The following is a 20,467-nucleotide window of genomic DNA, read 5'->3' on the forward strand; positions in this document are numbered from 1 at the left end:
TCGGTCACTCTGGGAGCGCAGGTCACACCAGCTTCTGGGGAGACAGCTAGAGATGACTGAAGAGCAGACCGCACTCAATACAGCCGCAGCGAAGAATCTCGCGACGACGACCAAGACGCCGCCGCAGATGCAGGGCATCACCTCGCGCTGGCTGCTGAGGATGCTGCCCTGGGTCCAGGTCACCGGCGGTACCTACCGGGTCAACCGCCGGCTCACCTACGCCACCGGACGCGGGCGGCTCAGCTTCGCGCAGACCGGCTCCGAGGTCAGGATCGTCCCGCCGACGCTCGCCGAACTCCCTTTGCTGCGGGGTCTGGAGGACCAGGACCTGCTCACCGAGCTGGCCGGGCGCTTCCAACAGCGTGAGTTCGAGCAGGGCGAGGTCGTCGCCGAGCGCGGCGCCCCGGTCGACCACGTGCTGGTGGTCGCCCACGGCAAGATCCGGAAGCTCGGCGACGGCAAGTTCGGCGACCACGAGGCGGTCCTGGGCACCCTCGCCAACGGCGACCACTTCGGCGACGAGGCGCTGACCGGCGACGCCGCCGCCTGGGAGTACACCGCCAAGGCGGCCACCGCCGGCACGCTGCTGGTGCTGCCGCGCGCGGCCTTCGCCGAACTCGCGGGCCGATCCGAGGCGTTGCGGGCCCAGGTGGAGGCCTACCTGGACGCCGTCGGGCAGGCGCAGGACGGCCACGGCCAGGCCGAGATCTCGCTCGCGGCCGGTCACGACGGCGAGCCGGAGCTCCCCGGAAGCTTCGTGGACTACGAACTGTCGCCCCGGGAGTACGAACTGAGTGTGGCTCAGACCGTGCTCCAGGTGCACACCAGGGTGGCCGACCTCTACAACCACCCGATGAACCAGACCGAGCAGCAACTCAAGCTCACGGTGGAGGCACTGAAGGAGCGTCGGGAACACGAGCTGATCAACAACAAGGAGTTCGGGCTGCTCGCCAACGCCGACCACGGTCAGCGGATCTCCACCCACAGCGGCCCGCCCACCCCGGACGACCTGGACGAACTGCTCTCCCGCCGACGGGGTTCGCGGCTGTTCCTGGCCCATCCGCGGGCCATCGCCGCCTTCGGCCGCGAATGCAACAAGCGCGGCCTGTACCCGGACTCGGTGGACGTCGAGGGGCACCGGATCCCGTCCTGGCGCGGGGTGCCGATCTTCCCGTGCAGCAAGATCCCGGTCAACGGCGGCCACACCAGCTCGATCCTGGTGCTGCGTACCGGCGAGGACAACCAGGGCGTGGTCGGGCTGCACCAGACCGGGCTGCCGGACGAGTACGAACCGGGCCTGTCGGTGCGCTTCATGGGCATCAACGAGAAGGCCGTGATCCAGTACCTGGTCAGCACCTACTACTCGGCCGCGGTGCTGGTCCCGGACGCGCTGGGGGTGCTGGAGAACGTCGAGGTGGCCCACCCCCGGGACTGACCCCCGGGTCCGCCCCACGCCCGACTCCCGCGACAGATTCGGAGTTCCGCAGTGAGCTGGACGGACGTCCTCATCTTCGTCGCCTCTCTGGCGGCCATCGCCCTGGCGCTGCGGCTGGTGCAGCGCTATGTCCCGCATCCGCACCGCGAGCGGCACAACGAGGTGGCCGGGTTCATCTTCGCGGGCGTCGGCGTGCTGTACGCGGTACTGCTGGGCTTCGTCGTCGTCTCCGTGTGGAGCGGCGTCGGCGCGGCCCAGCAGACCACCTTCAACGAGGCCGACTCGCTGGCCGGGGTCTACTGGATCTCCCGGTCGCTGCCGCTGCCGCTCGGGGCGCAGATAGAGCACGAGACCCTCGACTACGCCACCACGGTCGAGAACGACGAGTGGCCGCTGATGGAGAAGCACCGGAGCAGTCCGGCGGCGACCGATCTGGTCTACGCCATAAGAGCCTCGGTGCTCTCCTACCAACCGACCACGATGCAGCAGCAGGTCCTCTACGACCACGCGGTCACCGACGTGGAGAACCTGGCCTCGGCCCGCCGCGAGCGGCTGGACGAGGTGCAGGACTCGGTGCCGCCGATCCTGTGGGTCGCGCTGATCATCGGAGCGGTGCTGACCATCGGCTTCACCTTCCTGTTCGGGATGTCGAACTCGGTGGCGCACGGCCTGATGGTGCTGGTCCTGGGGGCGCTGGTGGTGGCCTCGCTGATCCTGATCAAGGAGATGGACTACCCCTTCGCCGGGGTCACCAAGGTCGATCCGACCGCCTTCCAGGTGTTCCTCAGCCGACTGCCGCCACCGCGCTGAAGCGGCCGGCGGTGGTGGGGGCGGTCGGCAGCCGGTGGGGGCCGGTGCGGAAAGCACTGCCCGAGCGCCCGGGCCCGGCCCTAGGCTGGCTGGATGCCGATCATCCGCCCGTACCGTCCGAGCGACCGTGAAGCCCTGTACGACATCTGTGTCCGCACCGGGGACGCGGGGGCCGACGCCACCGACCTGTTCCCGGACCCGCGGATCCTGCCGGACATCTTCACCGGCCCCTATCTGGAACTGGAGCCGGAGCTGGCGTTCGTGCTGGCCGACGAGGCGGATCCGGATCTGCCGCTCGGCTACATCATCGGCACGGCCGACACCCGGCGCTTCGTCGCGGCCTACCTGAGCGCGTGGCTGCCGACGGTGGCCGCCCGCTATCCGGAGGGCAGCGGCGAGGGGCCGCAGGCCGAGCGGATCCGGCAGCTGCACCACCCGGAGGTGCTGCTGGAGGGGGACGTGGTCGACCGCTACCCGGCGCACCTGCACATCGACCTGCTGCCGCGGGCGCAGGGGAAGGGCGCGGGCCGGGCGCTGATGGGCACCTTCCTGGCGGCCCTGCGCGAGGCCGGGGTGGCCGCCGTGCACCTCGGCATGGCGACCCGGAACACCGGCGCCCGGGCCTTCTACGACCGGCTGGGCTTCCACCTGGTCGGTCGGCCGACACCGTCGGTGCTGCTCCTCGGCCGCTCGACCGAGGCCGGGGCCGAGGCCGGGACCGGGGCCGGGGCCGGGACCGGGGCCGGGACCGGGGCCTGAAACCGCTCAGGGCTCGCGCGGGAAGCGGGCCTGGAGCTCCCAGACCGTGGGGTTGTCGGCCAGGCCCTCGTGCATGTCGGCCAGGTCGGCCAGCACGTCCTGGAGGAAGTCCCGCGCCTCGCGCCGCAGTTCGCTGTGGCGCACGGTGAGCGGCGGCTCGTCGGTCCAGTCGGCGTGGATCTCCACCCAGTTGAACCGGCGGCTGAAGCGCAGCCGGTCGGCCGACTCGGTGAAGTCCAGCTCGGCGGTGCGCAGGGCGGCCGCGCGGGAACCGGCCGGGTCGCGGTCGAGCCGCTCGACGATGTCGCACACCGCCCAGGCGAAGTCCAGCACCGGCACCCAGCCCCAGGCGGTGGACAGGTCCCGGCCGTCGACCTCCAGGTAGACGTCGCCGCAGAACAGGTCGTGCCGCAGCGAGCGGGTCCCGGCGGACCGGTAGTCGGTCTGCGGGGGGTCGGGGAAGCGGTTGGACAGGGAGTAGCCGAGCTCGATCACCGGTCGATGGTCCCACGCCCCCGGACCCGGCCTGTCCGCGCCGGGTCTTATTGCCTGGCGTCCGGTGGTCCGGGGCGGGACCATGGGGGACATGTCCATTCCCGTCCGCGTCCGCGGCTCGGTCGTCCTGCCCGACACCGAGCTCCTGTGGCGTTTCTCGCGTTCCTCCGGTCCGGGTGGGCAGCACGTGAACACCAGCGACAGCCAGGTGGAGCTCCGCTACGACCTGGCCGCCTCGACCGCGCTGCCCCCGGTGTGGAAGGAGCGTGCCCTGGAGCGCCTGGCCGGTCGGCTCACCGACGGCGGGGTACTGGTCGTCCGGGCCTCCGAGCACCGTTCGCAGTGGCGCAACCGGGAGGCGGCGGCGGTCCGGCTGTCGGCGCTGCTCAGCGAGGCGGTGGCGCCCCCGGCCCGGAGCCGCAGGGCCACCAGGCCCAGCCGGGGAGCGGTGGAGCGGCGGCTGGCCGAGAAGAAGCGGCGTTCGGACGTGAAGCGCGGCCGGTCCGGCGGCTTCGACTGAGCCGAGCCGGTCCGGTTTCAGCCCAACTGCCGGTACTGGCCCTGGAAGTACGTCAGTGGCCCGCCGCTCGGGCGGCCCACCCGGGCCGACAGCACCCGGCCGATCAGCAGGACGTGGTCCCCGGCGGATATCCGCTGTTCGGTGCGGCACTCCACGGTCGCCAGCGCGTCGCTGACCAGCGGCGCGCCGCTGGCCGGGCCGCGCTCGTGCGGCAGGTCGGCGAACAGCAGCCGGTCGCTCACCCGGCCCTTCATCGCGAACCGGGCGGCGGTCACCCGCTGCCCGGCGGCCAGGACCGACACCGCCCAGTGGTCGACCCGGGACAGCGTGTCGTCCATCCGCGAGTCCTCCCGCACCGAGACCAGCACCAGCGGCGGCTCCAGCGAGACGGACATGAAGGCGGTGGCGGTCATCCCGATGTCCTCACCCCGGGCGCCGTCCTCCGGGTCGTGCACGGCGAGCAGCACCACGCCCGAGGCCAGCTGGCCGAGGGCGGCTCGGAACTCCTCCGGGGTGGCCTGCGGTTCGGCCGGTTCCGGGGAGTGGTCTGCGGCGGCGGGGGTCGTCATGGCGTTGTACACCCCAGCACCGTATCTTCGGAGGTCGCGTGACGCATCGGCCCAGCGGCGGATTGGCGAGTGCGACAGAGGTCCTAGGCGACCTGCATGTGTTCGAGTATGCGAGTGATTCGGCCATCAGTGGGGGTAGACGGGGCCCCATCACCCCCAGGAGTGAACGTTTGGGACCTGCTGGCGGCCCGTACCCTTCAGTTCTTGTCGGATGTGGCCGACACAGAGCCTGTACTCCTGGTGACGAATGATGTGGTTTGTCCTAGATGAACTGCTTATCAGGAGTGGACAGTTGTGTGAGTTGGGTCACAAGTGGCTTTCATTTGCTGACCCAGAGTGCCGGATGGTGTGCTCCCTGTGATTCAGTTTGTTTGGCAATCGGACGATAGGAATGACGGGAACCCCCAGGGAGTCCACCGGGGTGGGCCCGAAGCGTCGCTGTCGCGGAGGGGAGCGCGTGATGGAAACCGAGTCTGAGCCGTACGTCCGTCTCACCACCCTGCGCAGCCTGCACCGCATCGTGGCCGACCTGAACGCCGCCCGCAGCCTCGCCGGGACGCTCCAGGCCGTGGTCGAGGGGGCCGTCTCCGGCCTCGGCTACCAGGCCGCCGCGGTGAACCTGGTCCGACCGGACGGCGATCTGGTGGTCGCCGCGGTCTGGGAGCTCGGCGCGTCCGGCGAGTCGGACGACGCCATCGGCAGCATGCTCGGCCAGACCGGCTCCCGCCAGTCCTGGGACCGGCTGCTCAACGTCGGCGAGTCCTGGGGCAGCCTGGTCTTCGTGCCGCACGAGCGGGCCTGGGCCAGCTCCTGCGACATCCCCAGCTGGGGCGGGCAGGTGGTGGACGAGTTCGTCTCGCTGGAGGGCGACCCGTGGATCGCCGAGGACTGGCACCCGGACGCCTGGCACCCCGACGACTGCCTGTTCGCGCCGATGTACAGCCTCGGCGGCGAGCTGCTGGGGGTGCTGTCGGTGGACCGCCCGCGCAACGGCAGACGGCCCGGGGCCTGGGGCCGCGAGGCGCTGGCGATGTTCAGCCAGCAGGCCGGGATCGCCATCGGCAACGCCCGGCTGCGGGCCGAGATGCAGCGGGCGCTGGTCCGCTTCGAACGCGAGCAGCAGACCCTGCGGGCCAGTGAGGAAAGCTTCCGGCAGGCCTTCGAGTACGCCCCCAGCGGCATGGCCATCACCGAGCTGCACGGGGTCGGCAGCGGCAAGCTGACCCGGGTCAACGACGCCCTGTGCCGCCTGCTGGGCCGCCCGCGCACGTCGCTCCAGCGGCACAGCTTCGCCGACCTGGTCCACCCGGAGGACGAGGGCCGGCTGCGCCGGGTGTCCGCCGAGAACGGCCGGGCGGAGGTCAGGCTGGCCCGCCGGGACGGCGGCTACCTCTGGGTCTACCTGCGGAACTCGGTGGTCGCGGACACCACCGAGGGCACCCGCTTCCTGCTCACCCATGTCGAGGACATCGAGGACCGCAAGCGGCACGAGCTCCAGCTCGCGCACCGGGCCAGCCACGACGCGCTGACCGGGCTGCCGAACGCGGCCGAGCTGCGCACCCGGCTGCGGCTGCGGCTGTGCGACAGTCCACAGGCTGTGGACGGCGCCGAGGCGCCCCGGCTGCCCGGGGAGCTCCGGGGCTACGGCCTGACCAGCTACGAGAGCCCGTACGGCGGCTCCTTCGACACCGGCGCCTTCGAGCACGTGCACGCGGTGCTGCCGGACGGGGCCGACGCCGCGGCCCCGGACGGGCGCGGCGGGCGCGGGCTCGCGGTGGTCTTCTGCGACCTGGACGGCTTCAAGTCGATCAACGACCGGTTCGGCCACAGCGCCGGGGACGCGGTGCTGATCGAGGTCGCCCGGCGGCTCCAGCACGTCGTCCGGGAGGGCGACACGGTGGCCCGGCTCGGCGGCGACGAGTTCGTGGTGCTGGCCGACGGCGTCGGCCGGGACGAGGCCCGGGATCTCGCCGGACGGCTGCGGAACGCGATCACCCCGCCGATGCGGGTGGACAGCCGGGCGGTCCGGGTCGGGGTGAGCCTGGGGATCGGCTGGGCGGGCTGCGGGATGTCCATCGACGAGGTGCTGCACACTGCCGACGAACGTATGTACTTGGAAAAGCGCTCGCGCTCCGGCGGCAACGGAAACGGCCCTGCTGGCGGGCGGTCCCACCGGCGCGCGGGGTGATCGACGGGGTCGTTCCGGAGCCCCCGCGGGGCCCCCGTCCGTACCTCGGTGTCACCCGTACGAGGTAGTGTTCCCCGCACGGGCATGTCCTCCGTCTGGCGCGCGCGAGGGTGCTCCGCCCTGATTCGATCATGTACGTTGACCTTCTCCCTCCCGCCGCGCGGGAGCCGAGGGCCATGACACCACTGGGGAGTTGACGACTCGATGACAGCCGAGGACAACGGCGTGCCCGAGGACGACGACCCGTTCGCATACCTCTACCGGGGGCAGGAGGGCGAGGACGCCAGGAACGCGGCCCAGCAGCCGGGGGCTCCGCGCACCTCCTACCAGCAGGCGACGCAGGTCGGCCGGATGCAGTACGGCCAGCCCCGCCAGCAGCCCGGCGGTCAGCAGGCACCCCAGTACCAGCAGCAGTACCAGCAGCAGGCCCCGCCGCAGCAGCAGACCAGCCCGCTTCCGCCGACGGGCGGCGGCCGGGCGCAGAGCCGCTCCGGCGGCAGCAGCCGGGGGGTGACCTACGGCGCCGTCGGCGTGGTACTGGCCGTGGTCATCGGTATCGGGGTGGCGCTGCTGAACAGCGGCGGCGACAAGAGCCCGGTCGCCTCGCCCAGCAACAGCCCGGTCACCAGCGCCAGCACCGACCCCTCCGCCAGCAGCACCCCCTCGGCCTCGGCCCCGGCGGCGCTGCCGGGCGCGACCAACGTCTCCGGGATGACCCTCGGCGGCGGCGCGGTGCCGACGAACAACCACACCGGCGCGGCCTCCACCGACGGCAAGTTCGTCCCGCTGACCGCCTCCGGGATGAGCATCACCTGGAGCAACGTCAGCGTGCCGACGGCGGGTTCGTACACCTTCTGGGTGCACTACGCCAACGCCGGTGGCGGCAACCCCGACCCGTTCACGCTGACGGTCGACGGCAAGGCGCTGCCGCTGACGATAAACCTCAAGAACTGGTCCGGAAGCACCAGCTGGGACCAGGCGTGGCAGCGTTCCTACACGCCGGTGACGCTGAACGCCGGCAGCAACACCATCGAGGTGAGCTACGCCACCGGCAGCAACGCCGGGGTCAACGTGGACCAGCTCGCGGTGACCGTGTCCAGCAGCACGCCGCCCTGGCCGTAGCCGTATCCCGCTGCCGGGTGAACAGCCGGAGCCCGGTCGGGCACCCTCGGGTGCCGGACCGGGCTCTGTCGTTCCGTCAGCTGGCGTGGCGTCAGCGGGCCTGCCGGGTCAGGCGGTTGCCGCGACCCGCTGGAAGCGGTCGGCGCCGCTGATCCACTCGCCCTGGCGCATCACCGCGACCAGCTCGTAGGCGTCGTCCAGCACCACCAGGTCGGCGTACTTGCCCGGCTCCAGCGATCCGGCCCGGTCGGCGATGCCCAGCTGCCGGGCCGGGTTGAGCGAGAGCACCTGCGAAGCCTGGGACAGCGAGAGGCCGTTGATGCTGACCGCGCGCCGGAAGGCGACGTCCAGGGTGAGCGTGCTGCCCGCGATCGAGCCGCCCTCGACCAGCCGGGCGACCCCGTCCTGCACCCGGACCTGGAGCGGGCCGAGCGGGTAGAGGCCGTCGCCGAACCCGGCCGCCGACATGGCGTCGGTGATCAGCGCCACCCGGTCCAGACCGGCGCCGGTCATCGCCAGGTCGATCACCGCGGGGTGCAGGTGCACACCGTCGCCGACCAGCTCGACGGTGACCCGCTCGTCCTCCAGCAGCGCCACGATCGGGCCCGGCGCGCGGTGGCCGATCGCGGGCATGGCGTTGAACAGGTGGGTGGCGACCGTGGCTCCGGCGTCGATCCCGGCCAGCGCCTTGTCGTAGTTGGCGTCGGTGTGGCCGATCGCCGCGATCACCCCGAGCTCCTTGAGCAGCCGGATGGACTCGATGCCGCCCTCCAGCTCGGGGGCCAGGGTCACCATTTTGGCGGTGCCGCGCGCGGCGTCCACCAGCTTGCGGACCAGCGCCGGATCCGGGTCGCGGAGCAGGTCGGGCTGGTGCGCGCCGCAGCGGTTGATGCTGATGAACGGGCCCTCGAAGTGCACCCCCGCCAGCACGCCCTGCTCGACCAGCTCGCTGAGCACCGACGCCTGGCGGCAGACCTCGTCGATCTCGCCGGTGACGGTGCTCGCCACGGTGGTGGTGGTGCCGTGCTCCAGGTGGGTGCGCGCCGCCGTCAGCGCCTCCTCGGCGATGCCGGAGGCGTACGAGGCGCCGCCGCCGCCGTGGACGTGCATGTCCACGAAGCCGGGGACCACCGTGTACCCGCTGAGGTCGAGCGGCGGTACGCCCTCCGTCGGGGGGCTGTCGGGAGCTGCTGCCGCCTCGGTGATCCGGCCGTTCTCGATCACCAGCCGACCGTTGTCGACGACGCCGGTGGGCAGGACGATCCTGGCCCCGGCCAGCACAGTGCGGTCCGCGTTGCTCACGCGGTCACCTCCAGTGAGAGCAGATCCCAGGCGAGCAGCCCTGCGCCCAGGCAAGTGGCGGTGTCTTTGAGCATCGCCGGTACGAGCACGGGCGGCACCTGGAACGTGATCCGTTCCGCGACCGCTTCGCGCAGTGGTGTGAACAGGGTGTCCCGGGCTTCGGCCAGGCCGCCGCCGACGATCACCGTGCGGGTGTCGAGCAGGCTGTGGGCCGCCATGATGCCGTCGGCGAGCGCCGCCACCATGTCCGCCCAGACCTCCACGGCCCGCTTGTCGCCCGCCGCCACCGCGCTGGCGCAGTCCGCCGCGGTGGCGTCCGGGTCGCCGCTGGCGGCGGCCCAGGCCCGGGACACGGCGGAGGCGGAGGCCAGGGTCTCCAGGCAGCCGCGCGCCCCGCAGCCGCACTGCGGCCCGCCGGGACGGACGATCACATGGCCGATCTCGCCCGCGTTTCCGTGGGCCCCGGCCTCTATCCGTCCGTCGATGCCGATGCCGCCGGCGATGCCGGTGCCCAGCGCGATGAACAGGAAGCGGTCGATGCCCTGTCCGGCGCCGATCCTGGCCTCGGCGAAGCCGCCGGTGCGGACGTCGTGGCCGAGCGCCACCGGCAGCCGGTGACCGCCGTCCGCCAGCCGCTCGCTGAGCAGTTGGCGCATCGGCAGGTCGCGCCAGCCGAGGTTGGCGGAGAAGACGGCGACGCCGTTCCGCTCGTCGACCGTCCCGGGCACGGCGACCCCGGCGGCGGACGCCGCCGTGCCGTAGCGGCGCAGACCCGCGTCGCGCAGGTCCGCGGCGAAGTCGAGGATGCCGGCGACGACGGCGTCGGTGCCGCGTTCCCGGCCGGTCGGGCGGCGCTCCTCATGGAGGAGGGCGCCGTCCTGGGCGACGAGGGCGGCTTTCATGCCGGTCCCGCCGACATCGAGTGCGATCACGTGCTTCACGGGGGACAGTCTCCCTTTCCGAGGGAGTAGAGGTCTAGTCCAGTCTTCGGATTGGTCTGGTCCAAAAGCATGAGATGCCCGTCTCATCCGATTTCGGAAGGTCGTGCGGCCCCATGCCTACGGAGAGTAGCGAATCGCTGCCGCGCCCTTGAGCTGCGCGGATGCCCGAAAGGGCCACTCTGTGGTCTAGACCAACAGGAAGTGCAGGTGAAAGGCCCAACGATTCCACAAGGGGGTTCGAGAAAATTCCTCGCCCGGATGGCGGGTTTGGTCACGGAATGGCATCTGACGGACCGTCTGCTCTCTTCGGGTCATGCGAATAGGAATGGTTTGTCCCGAATGTCGTTGCACAGGATGCAACGAAGTTCAGCTATTCGGTAAATGGTGTAGACCTCTTGTGCGGCTCGCGGACAGACTTGCCGACACAACGGGGACGGCAGGTCTTCCGGCCAGAGCGGGTGCTCCCTCACACGCCCGCCGGTCACAACTGCCGACCTTGGACTCATATTCGGACCCGGCCAGGACCGGGTTCGCATCTGCGAAGGCGGTAGTTTCGTTGAAGCGTCGTATGCTCGCTCTCTCTGCTCTCGGCGTCGCCGGCGCCATGGCCCTGACGGCATGTAGCTCCAGTGGTTCCTCCAAGTCCTCGTCGGCCGGCGGGGTCACCACCATCAACCTGCTCGCCGCCGACTACGGCACGGCCGGTACCGCGAACAGCTCGCAGACGTACTGGCAGGGCATCGCGGACGCCTTCCACGCCGCGAACCCGAGCATCGTGGTCCACGTGCAGACGATCCCCTGGACCGACTACCAGACGAAGACCACGGCGATGTTCCAGGCCAAGCAGTACCCGGACATCCTTGAGGGTGACGCGCCGCAGGAGTTCGCCGCGGACAACCTGCTGTACCCGCTGACCGACGTGATGTCGGCCAGCACCATCAGCAACCTGATCCCGGTGTTCGTCAAGCAGGAGGACACCAACAACATCGCCTACGGCGCGCCGTTCACCACCAGCTCGCGCGTGCTCTTCTACAACAAGAAGCTGTTCACCCAGGCCAAGATCGCCAGCCCGCCGACCACCTGGGCGCAGCTGGAGTCGGACGCCGCCGCGATCAAGGCGCTGCCGGGCGGCAACATCGGCTACGACATGCCGCTGGGTACCGAGGAGGCCCAGGGCGAGTCGCTGATGTGGATGCTGGGCAACGACGGCAACTACACCGACGGCACCGGCAAGTACGCCATCAACTCGGCGAACAACATCGAGACCTTCCAGTTCATGGCGAACCTGGTCAAGGCCGGTGACACCGAGGCCGGTCCGGCCACCCAGGACCGCAAGACCGCCTGGGCGGACTTCGCCAGCGGCGACGTCGGCATGGTCGGCGGCTCCGGCGCGCTGGTCCCGATCATCAACACCGCCGGCAAGCTGCAGAGCGCGGACTGGGGCGACGTCGCGATGCCCGGCAAGAACGGCCCGCTGACCACGCCGCTCGCCGTCCACGACGACATCACCGCCTTCAACCTCGGTGGTCACGCCGCGCAGATCAAGGCGTTCCTGGACTTCGCCTACCAGGACAAGTACCAGGAGCAGTTCGACAACGAGTACGACCTGCTCCCCGCGACCAGCTCGGCCTCGGCCGCGCTGTCGGCGAGCAACCCGGTCGACGCGCCGTTCCTGGCCGCGCTGCCGAACGGTTCGCAGTACCCGACCAACAGCAACTGGACTCCGGTCACCAAGAAGATCCAGAACACCATCGGCGCCGCGGTGGCGAGCCCCGGCGCTGCCAGCACGGTCCTGGGCGAGCTCCAGGCCTTCGCCAGCAGCAGCAACAACTAACACCACCCGCAGCACCCGCGGCCGGTGCGGTGATCGACCTCACCGCACCGGCCGCGGGGGCGCACCGATGGAGAAGACCATGACGCAAACGACTCACGCCGACGCGCTGGAGTCGGCGCCCGGTCCGGGGCGGCCCCGCCGGGGCCAGCGACGGCCCGAGAGCCAGCTGCGCCGGCTGGCGCGCGCGCTGGAACCGGTGCCCTGGGTGGCACCCGCGACCGTACTGATTCTGTTCGTGGTGATCTGGCCCGTCATCGCGATGTTCCAGACCTCGGGGCAGAGCTTCGACTCGATGGGCTTCAACCACGGCTCGGCCGGGTGGAGCAACTTCACCAAACTCTTCGACGAGCAGGTCCTGGACGGCGTGCTGATCCGCACCGTCATCTGGGTCGTCGTGGTCGTCGGGGTCACCATGCTGGTCTCCCTCGGTGTCGCCCAACTGTTCAACAAGCAGTTCCCCGGCCGCCGGGTCGCCCGCTGGGCTCTGATCGCCCCCTGGGCCGCGTCGGTCGTGATGACCGCCATCGTCTTCAAGTGGATGCTCGACCCCAACAACGGCGCGATCACCGTCCTCGCCCACGACCTGGGCATCGTCAAGCAGTACAACGCCACCAACTGGCTCTCCGAACAGGTCCCCGCGTTCTGCTGGGAGATGTTCGTCGCGGTCTTCGTCTCGGTCCCGTTCACCACCTACGCCCTGCTCGCCGGCCTGCAAGCGGTGCCCGCGGAGGTGTACGAGGCCGCCAAACTCGACGGCGCCTCCGTCTGGCGCACCTACTGGTCGGTCACCCTGCCGCTGCTGCGCCCGGCCCTGCTGGTCGCGATGCTGATCAACGTCATGAACGTGTTCAACTCGTTCCCGATCATCTACGAGATGAACGGCGGCAACGCCAACAGCTCCGACGCCACCAGCACCATCTTCATGTACACCACCTCGCAGTCGAGCATCGGCGAGGCCGCCGCCATGTCGGTGGTCAACTTCGGCTTCATCATCGTGATCGTCCTGCTGTTCCTGCGGGCGTCCAAGTGGAACTCCGCGGAGGACTGACAAATGGCCACCGACACCGCACGCGCGCACGCCGCGCCCAGGTCCTCCAGGCCGGCCCCCAAGCAGCGCAAGCCACCGCGACTGCGCACGGTCATCACCGTCGGCGGCGCCTACGTCATCGGGATCGTCTTCCTGCTGCCGTACCTCGAAATGATCATCACCGCGCTGCGGCCGCACAACCAGGTCGCCGACCGGGACCTGCTGCCGCACAGCTTCACCCTCTCCAACTTCACCAACATCTGGTCCACCGGCATCGGCACCAACCTGGGCGTCAGCCTGGAGATCGCCTTCGGGGCGACCGCACTGGTACTGCTCGTCGCGATCCCGGCCGCGTACTACACCGCGCGCCGCAAGTTCCGCGGCCGCGGCGTGTTCATGGTGCTGGTGCTGGTCACCCAGATGTTCCAGCCCACCGCGATGATCATCGGCATCTACCGCGAGTTCCTGCAGTTCAACATGACCAACTCGGTCTGGGCACTGATCCTGGTCAACGCGGGCTTCAACATGGCCTTCGCGGTGTGGATCCTGAACGCCTACTTCGGGGCCATCCCGAAGGAGATCGAAGAGGCCGCGATCGTCGACGGCTGCAGCCGGATCGGCGCGATGTTCCGGGTGATCATCCCGCTGGCCATGCCCGGCATCGTCACCGCGCTGATCTTCACCTTCATCGCCGCCTGGAACGAGTTCATCGTCGCCCTGACACTGACCAGCCAGCCCAACGTGGAACCGCTGACAGTGAAGATCTCCACCTACACCAGCCAGTACTCCATCGACTGGGGCCACCTGTTCGCCGGATCGGTGATCGCCACCATCCCGGTGATCATCCTCTTCGCCCTGATCGAAGGCAAGGTCGTCTCCGGCCTCACCGCCGGATCCGTCAAGTAGCACAGCCGGTCGCGTAGTACAGCCGGTCGAGCGGCACCCGTACGCCGAGGAGCCCCGGCCGGGAGTGGATCCGTCCACCCCGGCCGGGGCTCCTCGCGTGCGCCCCGGCTACGGCAGGGTGATGTGGTACGCCTTGCGCAGCGTCTCGTGCACCGTCCAGGTGGTGCGGTCGCCCTCGCGCAGCACGCAGGCGTCGCCCGGGCCGACGTCGAAGGTCGAGCCGCCCTCGACCGCGATCGTGGCCCGGCCGCTGACCACCACGAACAGCTCGTTCGCCTCGGTGTCGGTCACCGTGCCCGGGGTGATCTGCCAGATTCCCCGGATCTGCCTGCCGTCCTCGGACTCCCACAGGACCGCGCCGGAGACCTCCGGCGAGCCCGCGACGATCTGCTCCGGGTCGAGCGGATCCGGCTCCAGGTCGGCGTCCGGGATGTGTACGGCGAAGCTGCTGATGCTGGTCATGGCCCCGACGCTAGCGCCACCCGGACCGGTACCGGGAGCAGCAGGCTGTCTGCTCCCGGCGTGGCGGGGTGACAGGTCGTATCGTTGTCGGGCAGCGGTGGATCGGCGGGGGAGGGAGACGCGCGCATGGACGACTCGCTCAGCGACCGCGACCGAGCGGTGCTGGCGCTGGAGGGCCGCCAGTGGCGCACCGCCAGTGCCAAGGAGGCCGCGATACGCGGCGAGCTGGACCTCGCCCCGGTCCGGTACTACCAGCTGCTGAACGGACTGCTGGATCGCCCGGCCGCGCTGGCCCACGACCCGCTCCTGGTCAACCGGCTCCGCCGACTGCGTGAGCAGCGCCGGGCGCGCCGCTAGCCCCCGACGTTCTATGGTCGGGTCCATGAGCATCCCCGAACCGCGCACCACGGCCGGAGCGGCCGGACTCGCCGCCCTCCTCGAAGAACCGGCCCGAGCCGTGGTCGCCCTCGACTTCGACGGCACCCTGGCCCCGATCGTGGCCAACCCCGAACGCGCCTACGCCCATCCGGGGGCGGTGGACGCGCTGGCACGGCTCGCGCCCAGGCTCGCCGCCGTGCTGGTGCTCACCGGCCGCCCGGCCGAGACCGCGGTACGGCTCGGCGGCTTCGCCGGGGCGACCGGGCTCGACCGGCTGATCGTCCTCGGCCACTACGGCCTGGAGCGCTGGGACGCCGCCACCGGGGCGCTGCGCGCGCCCGAGGAGCACCCGGGCGTGACCGCGCTGCGGGCCCAACTGGTCGAGCTGCCGCTGCCGGAGGGGGCCAGGATCGAGGACAAGGGCCACTCGCTGGCCGTGCACACCCGTCGCGCCGCCGACCCCGCCGCCGCCCTGGCCGCGCTGGACGCCCCGCTGCGGGCGCTGGCCGACCGCAACGGCCTGGCCGTGGAACCGGGCCGGATGGTGCTGGAGCTGCGCCCGCCGGGCATGGACAAGGGCGTGGCGCTGACCTCGGCGCTGCGCGAACTGGACGCCGGCAGCGTGCTGTTCGCCGGGGACGACCTCGGCGACCTGGCCGCCTACGCCGCGGTCGAGGAGCTACGGGCCGACGCCGCCCTGCCCGGCCTGCTGGTGTGCAGCGCCCCGGCCACCGGCGAGGCCCGGGTGGCGGCCCTGGCCGACCGCGCCGACCTGGTGGTCCCCGGGCCCGACGGTGTGGTCGCGCTGCTGACCGCGCTCGCCGAGCAGTTGGAGCGCTGAGGAGTTGTCGTGACGGGTGGCGGGTACCCGGTCGGCGATCGCGGGCCGGGTACCCGTACCGTGGACCCATGGCCGAGGCACGATGGGTACGCGAGGAGTCCCGCAGGCAGTGGGCCGCGCTGGGCACGGAGCAGCGGGACGAGCTGTTCCGGTCCGCCCGCCGGGGTGAGCCGCACCCGGACCCGGAGATCGCGCTGAGCGCGGTGCACTGGGCCAGGGCCGTGCTCGGGCCGCCGCGGGCGCGCCGCTCCTACCCGTTGGGCGACCTGCTGCTGCACTTCGCGCCTGCGGCGATGTTCGAGAACGTCTACAACGGCACCAAGCAGCACGACTTCCGGCCGACCGTCCGGCGCGCCGCCCGCCGGGTGGAGGCGGCCAACCTGGACCACCTGCGCGGCCTCGGCATCGACACCGACTCCGCCGTCTAGGGCCGGTCGGAGACGGCCAGCGCCTGGTACTGGTCCAGGAACCAGGCGCTCGGCGGTAGCGCGGTGGCCGCCGCCGCCAGCCGCTTGCAGCGGTCCGCGCGCTCCTGCGGGTCCATCGTCAGCGCGGTGTGCAGCGCCTCGGCGGTCGCGATCACGTCGTACGGGTTGACCGGCAGCGCGTCCTCGGCCAGTTCGGCGAAGGCCCCGGCCTCGCGGGAGAGCACCAGCGCGCAGCCCTCGTCGGAGACCACCGGGATCTCCTTGGCGACCAGGTTCATCCCGTCCCTGATCGGGTTGACCAGGGCCACGTCGGCGAGCCGGTAGGCGGCCAGCGACCGCGGGAAGTCGTCGTCCACGTGCAGCATGACCGGCTGCCAGTCCGGGGTGCCGAACTCGTCGTTGATCTCCTGCGCGGTGCGCAGCACCGAGGCGGTGTACTCGCGGTACTCCGGCAGGTCGTGCCGCGAGGGGTAGGCGAAGGCGATGTGGACCACCCGGTCCAGCCACTCCGGGCGGCTGCGCAGCAGGTGCCGGTAGGCGTGCAGGCCGCGCACGATGTTCTTGGACAGCTCGGTGCGGTCCACCCGGACGATGGTCCGCCGGTCGCCGATCGTCTCCCGCAGGGCCGCCAGCCGCGCGTCGACGTCGCTGCGGTGCGCCCGTTCGCGCAGGAAGTCGCCGTCCGCGCCGAGCGGGTGGACGCCGAGGCGGGTGCTGCGGCCCGCGTGGGTGACCGTGAGCGTGCCGCCGGTGCGGTCCACGGTCGCGCCGAGCACCGCCTCGCAGCAGTCCGCGAAGGCCTCGGCCCAGCGCCGGGTGAGGAACCCGGCCCGGTCCGCGCCGAGGATGCCGGTGAGCACGTCCACCGCGATGTCGTCGGGCAGCAGCCGGTAGTAGTCCGGCGGGGCCCAGGGGGTGTGCGAGAAGTGGCCGATCCGCAGGTCCGGCCGCAGCTCGCGGAGCAGCCGGGGTGTCAGTGACAGGTGGTAGTCCTGGACCAGCACGGTCGCCCCGGGCGCGGCCGACTCGGCCAGCGCCTCGGCGAAGGCCGTGTTGTACGCCTCGTAGGAGGCCCATTCGCGGCGGAAGGAGGCCCCGAACACGGGAGTCGTGGGCGTGTTGTAGATCAGGTGGTGGACGAACCAGAGCGTGGAGTTGGCGATGCCGTTGTAGGCGCGGGCGAAGGTGCCCGGGTCGATGTCCAGCATGCGTACCGAGGGGTCGGTCAGGCCCTGCCGGGTGGCCGCGCGGTCGCCCTCGGTCAGTGCGGCGCAGACCCACACCGACTCGATCTCGTCGCCGATCGCGGACAGTCCGGAGACCAGTCCGCCGCCGCCGCGGCGGGGCGTCAGCGTGCCGTCGTCCTCGACCGTGAACGACACCGGTCCGCGATTGGAGGCGAGCAGGACCCGGGCGGGACTGGCATCGACCTTGGTTTCGACCATGGTGAAGAGCCTTGCCTCGGCGGAGCCGCGTCAAACCCGGTATTCGGGCAGGGTGACCACGGGGGGACGGTCGATGGCGGGCACCGGCACGGTGTTCGGGGTGAAGCCCTCGGGCGAACGGGTGAACTGGGTGAGCCGCGGAGTGATCAGTTCGTCGCCCGCCTTCAGCCGGTCGGCGCGGGCCAGCCGGTCCAGCGCGGTCCGGTAGATGGCGGCCGCCATCCGGCCCAGGGCCTGCGCGTCCTGGTGCCGGTGGTACCGCACGCCGACGTCGACCTGGGCCAGCGCGTCCAGCCCGGCCAGCTCCAGCGCGTCCACCAGCAGGCCCAGCTCCACGCCGTAGCCGGTGGCGAAGGGCAGCTGCTCCAGCAGCGAGCGGCGGGCCGCGTACTCGCCGCCGAGCGGCTGCACGAACCCGGCCAGCCGGGGCCAGTGCAGGTTCAGCAGCGGGCGGGCGACCAGCTCGGTGACCCGGCCGCCACCGGCCGGGATGCTCACCGTGCCGGTCTCCAGCGGCCGGTCGTACATGGCCTTGACGAAGGCCACCCCGGGCTCGGTCAGCAGCGGCCCGACGATGCCGGAGACGAACGCCGAGGAGAACTCCCGCAGGTCGGCGTCGACGAAGCAGACGATGTCGCCGCTGGTCGCCAGCAGCGAGCGCCACAGCACCTCGCCCTTGCCGGGCTCGACGGGCAGCCGCGGCAGGATCTCGTCCCGGCGCACCACCCGCGCCCCGGCGGCGGCGGCGACCCGGGCGGTGCCGTCGGTGGACCCGGAGTCGACCACCACCAGTTCGTCCACCAGGGGCACGGCCTCCATCAGCTCGCGTCTGATCACCGCGACGATGTCGCCGACCGTCGCCTCCTCGTCCAGCGCGGGCAGCACCACGCTGACCGTCGAACCGGTGGCCCGTTTCGCGGCCAGCAGCCGCGGCAGCGGGCGGTCGGCGGCCGTCCAGGAGCGGCGGCCCAGCCAGTCCGCGACCTCGTCAAGCACAGGACTCCTCAGTCGTGGTGTTCCATGATCGCCCCGGCGCCGCCGGCGGTGCCCGGCCGTCTCGCCTCGCGGACGATCGTGATCGGGGTACGGAGCTTCGGCTACAGTCTTGGGGACGGCGCGCGCCCGACATACCGGGGGTGCCCAGTCTTACCTACAAATGCGCACCGGCGCTGACCCAGGGGTCACGTCCGGACGCCATAGAGCTCATCCAGAGGGACTGAGGGAACGGCCCGTCGAAGTCCCGGCAACCCTCCTGCCAGTACGGCTTCGCCGCTGGTGGGGAAGGTGCCAATTCCGTCCCGTGGCGAGACACGCCGCGGGGAAGATGAGGAGAGAGGGCCTCGCCATCATGGCAGTCACCGCTGTTAAGTCCATCACACCCGAGTCCTTCGGCCCCGCCGCCGCCCTGTCCTGTCGGGAGTGCGGCGCCCGCACCCCGCTGGCCCCGGACTTCGCCTGTACCGAGTGTTTCGGCCCGCTCGAAATCGCCTACGACCTGCCCACCGGCGACCCCGAGGCGCTGCGCGCCCGGATCGAGGCGGGTCCGCAGAACATCTGGCGCTACGCGCCGCTGCTCCCGGTCGCGGCCGACGTGGCCGAGCACCCGAACCTGAACCCGGGCTGGACCAAGCTGGTCAAGGCCGACAACCTGGCCCGCGAGCTGGGCATCACCGGCGGCCTGTACATCAAGGACGACTCGGGCAACCCGACCCACTCGTTCAAGGACCGGGTCGTCGCGATCGCCGTCGAGGCCGCCCGCACCTTCGGCTTCACCACGCTCTCCTGCTCCTCCACCGGCAACCTGGCCGGTGCCGTCGGCGCCGCCGCCGCCCGCACCGGACTGCGCTCCTGCGTCTTCATCCCGAACGACCTGGAGCAGGGCAAGGTCGTCATGGCCGCGGTCTACGGCGGCGAGCTGGTCGGCATCGACGGCAACTACGACGACGTGAACCGGTTCTGCTCGGAGCTGATCGGCGACCCGGCCGGTGAGGGCTGGGGCTTCGTCAACGTCAACCTGCGCCCCTACTACGGCGAGGGCTCCAAGACCCTGGCCTACGAGATCTGCGAGCAGCTGGGCTGGCGGCTGCCGGACCAGATCGTGATCCCGATCGCCTCCGGATCGCAGCTCACGAAGATCGACAAGGGGTTGAAGGAGCTGATCACCCTCGGCCTGGTCGAGGACAAGCCCTACAAGATCTTCGGCGCCCAGGCCGAGGGCTGCTCCCCGGTGTCCACCGCCTTCAAGGCGGGTCACGACGTGGTCCGCCCGCAGAAGCCGAACACCATCGCCAAGTCCCTGGCCATCGGCAACCCGGCGGACGGCCCGTACGTGCTGGACATCTGCCGCCGCACCGGCGGCGCGGTCGACGACGTCGACGACGAGCAGGTGGTGGACGCCATCAAGCTGCTCGCCCGCACCGAGGGCATCTTCGCGGAGACCGCCGGCGGCGTCACCGTCGGCGTGCTGCGGAAGCTCGTCAAGAACGGGCTGCTCGACCCCGCCGCCGAGACCGTCATCCTGAACACCGGTGACGGCCTGAAGACCCTGGACGCGGTGGAACCCACCACCGGCCTGTCCGCGACCATCCGTCCCACCCTTGACTCGTTCCGAGAGGCTGGCCTCGCATGAGTGTTTCCGTCCGCATCCCGACGATCCTGCGCACCTACACCGGTGGCGCGGCCGAGGTGAAGGCCGAGGGCGCGACCCTGGCCGCGCTGATCGCCGACCTCGACGCCAACCACGCGGGCATCGGGGACCGCGTCCTGGACGACACCGGCAAGCTGCGCCGCTTCGTCAACGTGTACGTCAACGACGACGACGTGCGCTTCGCGGACGGCCTGGGCACGGCCACCCCGGACGGCGCGGTCGTCTCGATCATTCCCGCGGTCGCCGGCGGCTGCTGACCGCTGCCACACGGCCGCAACACGGCCGCAACTCGAAACCCCGCCCCGGCTCCGTTCCCGGGGCGGGGTTCCGTGTTTCCCGGGGGAATACCGGGCCCGCT

General features: G+C 71.2%; 21 protein-coding genes and 1 riboswitch. Of the genes, 14 read left to right on the forward strand and 7 right to left on the reverse strand.

Annotated features, from left to right (window positions below; translation table 11 throughout):
- Nucleotides 1-52: 52 nt before the first annotated feature.
- The 3 genes from GXP74_RS03700 to GXP74_RS03710 all read left to right on the forward strand — a co-directional run bounded on the left by GXP74_RS03700 (nt 53) and on the right by GXP74_RS03710 (nt 3,004).
- Nucleotides 53-1,435: a family 2B encapsulin nanocompartment shell protein gene (locus tag GXP74_RS03700; protein WP_182449976.1), complete on the forward strand. Its 1,383-nt coding sequence runs from the start codon at nt 53-55 to the stop codon at nt 1,433-1,435.
- A gap of 51 nt (nt 1,436-1,486) precedes the next feature.
- Nucleotides 1,487-2,245, forward strand: a complete 759-nt coding sequence (locus tag GXP74_RS03705; protein WP_182449977.1) for a DUF4239 domain-containing protein — start codon at nt 1,487-1,489, stop codon at nt 2,243-2,245.
- A 93-nt stretch (nt 2,246-2,338) separates the two neighbouring features.
- On the forward strand, nt 2,339-3,004 hold the full coding sequence (locus GXP74_RS03710; RefSeq protein WP_182449978.1) for a GNAT family N-acetyltransferase: 666 nt from the start codon (nt 2,339-2,341) through the stop codon (nt 3,002-3,004).
- Nucleotides 3,005-3,010: 6 nt separating this feature from the next.
- Here GXP74_RS03710 and GXP74_RS03715 read toward each other — a convergent pair whose 3' ends face one another.
- Nucleotides 3,011-3,499 (reverse strand): hypothetical protein, encoded by a 489-nt coding sequence (locus GXP74_RS03715; RefSeq protein ID WP_182449979.1) that lies wholly within the window; start codon nt 3,497-3,499, stop codon nt 3,011-3,013.
- 91 nt (nt 3,500-3,590) lie between these two features.
- On the opposite strand from GXP74_RS03715, the gene arfB reads away from it, so the two are divergent.
- Nucleotides 3,591-4,019, forward strand: coding sequence for an alternative ribosome rescue aminoacyl-tRNA hydrolase ArfB (gene arfB / locus GXP74_RS03720; protein WP_182449980.1), 429 nt, complete (start codon nt 3,591-3,593; stop codon nt 4,017-4,019).
- A 17-nt stretch (nt 4,020-4,036) separates the two neighbouring features.
- On the opposite strand, the gene GXP74_RS03725 is transcribed toward arfB, so the two are convergent.
- Nucleotides 4,037-4,588: a flavin reductase family protein gene (locus tag GXP74_RS03725; protein ID WP_182449981.1), complete on the reverse strand. Its 552-nt coding sequence runs from the start codon at nt 4,586-4,588 to the stop codon at nt 4,037-4,039.
- Nucleotides 4,589-5,048: 460 nt separating this feature from the next.
- On the opposite strand from GXP74_RS03725, the gene GXP74_RS03730 reads away from it, so the two are divergent.
- Together GXP74_RS03730 and GXP74_RS03735 are read left to right on the forward strand one after the other, a co-directional pair.
- Nucleotides 5,049-6,776, forward strand: a complete 1,728-nt coding sequence (locus GXP74_RS03730; RefSeq protein WP_182449982.1) for a diguanylate cyclase domain-containing protein — start codon at nt 5,049-5,051, stop codon at nt 6,774-6,776.
- 204 nt (nt 6,777-6,980) lie between these two features.
- Nucleotides 6,981-7,898: a carbohydrate-binding protein gene (locus GXP74_RS03735; protein WP_182449983.1), complete on the forward strand. Its 918-nt coding sequence runs from the start codon at nt 6,981-6,983 to the stop codon at nt 7,896-7,898.
- Between the two features lie 108 nt (nt 7,899-8,006).
- Here the strand turns inward: GXP74_RS03735 and nagA are convergent, their stop codons facing one another.
- Complete coding sequence (nagA, locus tag GXP74_RS03740) at nt 8,007-9,200, reverse strand: N-acetylglucosamine-6-phosphate deacetylase (protein WP_182449984.1); 1,194 nt, start codon at nt 9,198-9,200, stop codon at nt 8,007-8,009.
- A complete protein-coding gene (locus GXP74_RS03745; protein WP_182449985.1) occupies nt 9,197-10,141 on the reverse strand; it encodes an ROK family protein in 945 nt (314 codons plus the stop codon). The genes nagA and GXP74_RS03745 overlap by 4 nt, the downstream gene beginning before the upstream one ends.
- 568 nt (nt 10,142-10,709) lie before the next feature.
- On the opposite strand from GXP74_RS03745, the gene GXP74_RS03750 reads away from it, so the two are divergent.
- The 3 genes from GXP74_RS03750 to GXP74_RS03760 all read left to right on the forward strand — a co-directional run bounded on the left by GXP74_RS03750 (nt 10,710) and on the right by GXP74_RS03760 (nt 13,908).
- On the forward strand, nt 10,710-11,975 hold the full coding sequence (locus GXP74_RS03750) for an extracellular solute-binding protein (RefSeq protein ID WP_182449986.1): 1,266 nt from the start codon (nt 10,710-10,712) through the stop codon (nt 11,973-11,975).
- 79 nt (nt 11,976-12,054) lie between these two features.
- On the forward strand, nt 12,055-13,023 hold the full coding sequence (locus GXP74_RS03755) for a carbohydrate ABC transporter permease (RefSeq protein WP_182449987.1): 969 nt from the start codon (nt 12,055-12,057) through the stop codon (nt 13,021-13,023).
- Between the two features lie 3 nt (nt 13,024-13,026).
- Nucleotides 13,027-13,908 (forward strand): carbohydrate ABC transporter permease, encoded by an 882-nt coding sequence (locus GXP74_RS03760; RefSeq protein WP_182449988.1) that lies wholly within the window; start codon nt 13,027-13,029, stop codon nt 13,906-13,908.
- Between the two features lie 108 nt (nt 13,909-14,016).
- Here the strand turns inward: GXP74_RS03760 and GXP74_RS03765 are convergent, their stop codons facing one another.
- On the reverse strand, nt 14,017-14,370 hold the full coding sequence (locus GXP74_RS03765) for a cupin domain-containing protein (RefSeq protein ID WP_182449989.1): 354 nt from the start codon (nt 14,368-14,370) through the stop codon (nt 14,017-14,019).
- Nucleotides 14,371-14,496: 126 nt separating this feature from the next.
- Here GXP74_RS03765 and GXP74_RS03770 point away from each other — a divergent pair, with 126 nt between their 5' ends.
- The 3 genes from GXP74_RS03770 to GXP74_RS03780 all read left to right on the forward strand — a co-directional run bounded on the left by GXP74_RS03770 (nt 14,497) and on the right by GXP74_RS03780 (nt 16,017).
- Nucleotides 14,497-14,727, forward strand: a complete 231-nt coding sequence (locus GXP74_RS03770; protein WP_182449990.1) for a DUF3263 domain-containing protein — start codon at nt 14,497-14,499, stop codon at nt 14,725-14,727.
- A gap of 25 nt (nt 14,728-14,752) precedes the next feature.
- Nucleotides 14,753-15,589, forward strand: coding sequence for a trehalose-phosphatase (otsB, locus tag GXP74_RS03775; RefSeq protein WP_225447698.1), 837 nt, complete (start codon nt 14,753-14,755; stop codon nt 15,587-15,589).
- Between the two features lie 68 nt (nt 15,590-15,657).
- Complete coding sequence (locus tag GXP74_RS03780; protein WP_182449992.1) at nt 15,658-16,017, forward strand: hypothetical protein; 360 nt, start codon at nt 15,658-15,660, stop codon at nt 16,015-16,017.
- On the opposite strand, the gene GXP74_RS03785 is transcribed toward GXP74_RS03780, so the two are convergent.
- Complete coding sequence (locus tag GXP74_RS03785; protein ID WP_182449993.1) at nt 16,014-17,462, reverse strand: trehalose-6-phosphate synthase; 1,449 nt, start codon at nt 17,460-17,462, stop codon at nt 16,014-16,016. The genes GXP74_RS03780 and GXP74_RS03785 overlap by 4 nt on opposite strands.
- 30 nt (nt 17,463-17,492) lie before the next feature.
- Nucleotides 17,493-18,458, reverse strand: a complete 966-nt coding sequence (locus GXP74_RS03790) for a glucosyl-3-phosphoglycerate synthase (protein WP_182449994.1) — start codon at nt 18,456-18,458, stop codon at nt 17,493-17,495.
- A 204-nt stretch (nt 18,459-18,662) separates the two neighbouring features.
- Nucleotides 18,663-18,793, forward strand: a riboswitch (SAM riboswitch).
- 17 nt (nt 18,794-18,810) lie between these two features.
- Here GXP74_RS03790 and thrC point away from each other — a divergent pair.
- Together thrC and GXP74_RS03800 are read left to right on the forward strand one after the other, a co-directional pair.
- Complete coding sequence (thrC, locus tag GXP74_RS03795) at nt 18,811-20,091, forward strand: threonine synthase (protein WP_225447699.1); 1,281 nt, start codon at nt 18,811-18,813, stop codon at nt 20,089-20,091.
- Nucleotides 20,088-20,366 (forward strand): MoaD/ThiS family protein, encoded by a 279-nt coding sequence (locus GXP74_RS03800; RefSeq protein ID WP_182449996.1) that lies wholly within the window; start codon nt 20,088-20,090, stop codon nt 20,364-20,366. Before thrC ends, GXP74_RS03800 begins: the two co-directional genes overlap by 4 nt.
- Nucleotides 20,367-20,467: the final 101 nt, after the last annotated feature.

The sequence above is a fragment of the Streptacidiphilus sp. P02-A3a genome (genome assembly GCF_014084105.1).
Classification (GTDB): domain Bacteria; phylum Actinomycetota; class Actinomycetes; order Streptomycetales; family Streptomycetaceae; genus Streptacidiphilus.

Bases quoted from the DNA above. Each gene is read 5' to 3' on its own strand.
- GXP74_RS03700 (WP_182449976.1), top strand. From the start codon at position 53: ATGACTGAAGAGCAGACCGCACTCAATACAGCCGCAGCGAAGAATCTC.
- GXP74_RS03710 (WP_182449978.1), top strand. From the start codon at position 2,339: ATGCCGATCATCCGCCCGTACCGTCCGAGCGACCGTGAAGCCCTGTAC.
- arfB (WP_182449980.1), top strand. From the start codon at position 3,591: ATGTCCATTCCCGTCCGCGTCCGCGGCTCGGTCGTCCTGCCCGACACC.
- GXP74_RS03725 (WP_182449981.1), bottom strand. From the start codon at position 4,588: ATGACGACCCCCGCCGCCGCAGACCACTCCCCGGAACCGGCCGAACCG.
- GXP74_RS03730 (WP_182449982.1), top strand. From the start codon at position 5,049: ATGGAAACCGAGTCTGAGCCGTACGTCCGTCTCACCACCCTGCGCAGC.
- GXP74_RS03735 (WP_182449983.1), top strand. From the start codon at position 6,981: ATGACAGCCGAGGACAACGGCGTGCCCGAGGACGACGACCCGTTCGCA.
- GXP74_RS03750 (WP_182449986.1), top strand. From the start codon at position 10,710: ATGCTCGCTCTCTCTGCTCTCGGCGTCGCCGGCGCCATGGCCCTGACG.
- GXP74_RS03755 (WP_182449987.1), top strand. From the start codon at position 12,055: ATGACGCAAACGACTCACGCCGACGCGCTGGAGTCGGCGCCCGGTCCG.
- GXP74_RS03760 (WP_182449988.1), top strand. From the start codon at position 13,027: ATGGCCACCGACACCGCACGCGCGCACGCCGCGCCCAGGTCCTCCAGG.
- GXP74_RS03765 (WP_182449989.1), bottom strand. From the start codon at position 14,370: ATGACCAGCATCAGCAGCTTCGCCGTACACATCCCGGACGCCGACCTG.
- GXP74_RS03770 (WP_182449990.1), top strand. From the start codon at position 14,497: ATGGACGACTCGCTCAGCGACCGCGACCGAGCGGTGCTGGCGCTGGAG.
- otsB (WP_225447698.1), top strand. From the start codon at position 14,753: ATGAGCATCCCCGAACCGCGCACCACGGCCGGAGCGGCCGGACTCGCC.
- GXP74_RS03780 (WP_182449992.1), top strand. From the start codon at position 15,658: ATGGCCGAGGCACGATGGGTACGCGAGGAGTCCCGCAGGCAGTGGGCC.
- GXP74_RS03785 (WP_182449993.1), bottom strand. From the start codon at position 17,462: ATGGTCGAAACCAAGGTCGATGCCAGTCCCGCCCGGGTCCTGCTCGCC.
- thrC (WP_225447699.1), top strand. From the start codon at position 18,811: ATGGCAGTCACCGCTGTTAAGTCCATCACACCCGAGTCCTTCGGCCCC.
- GXP74_RS03800 (WP_182449996.1), top strand. From the start codon at position 20,088: ATGAGTGTTTCCGTCCGCATCCCGACGATCCTGCGCACCTACACCGGT.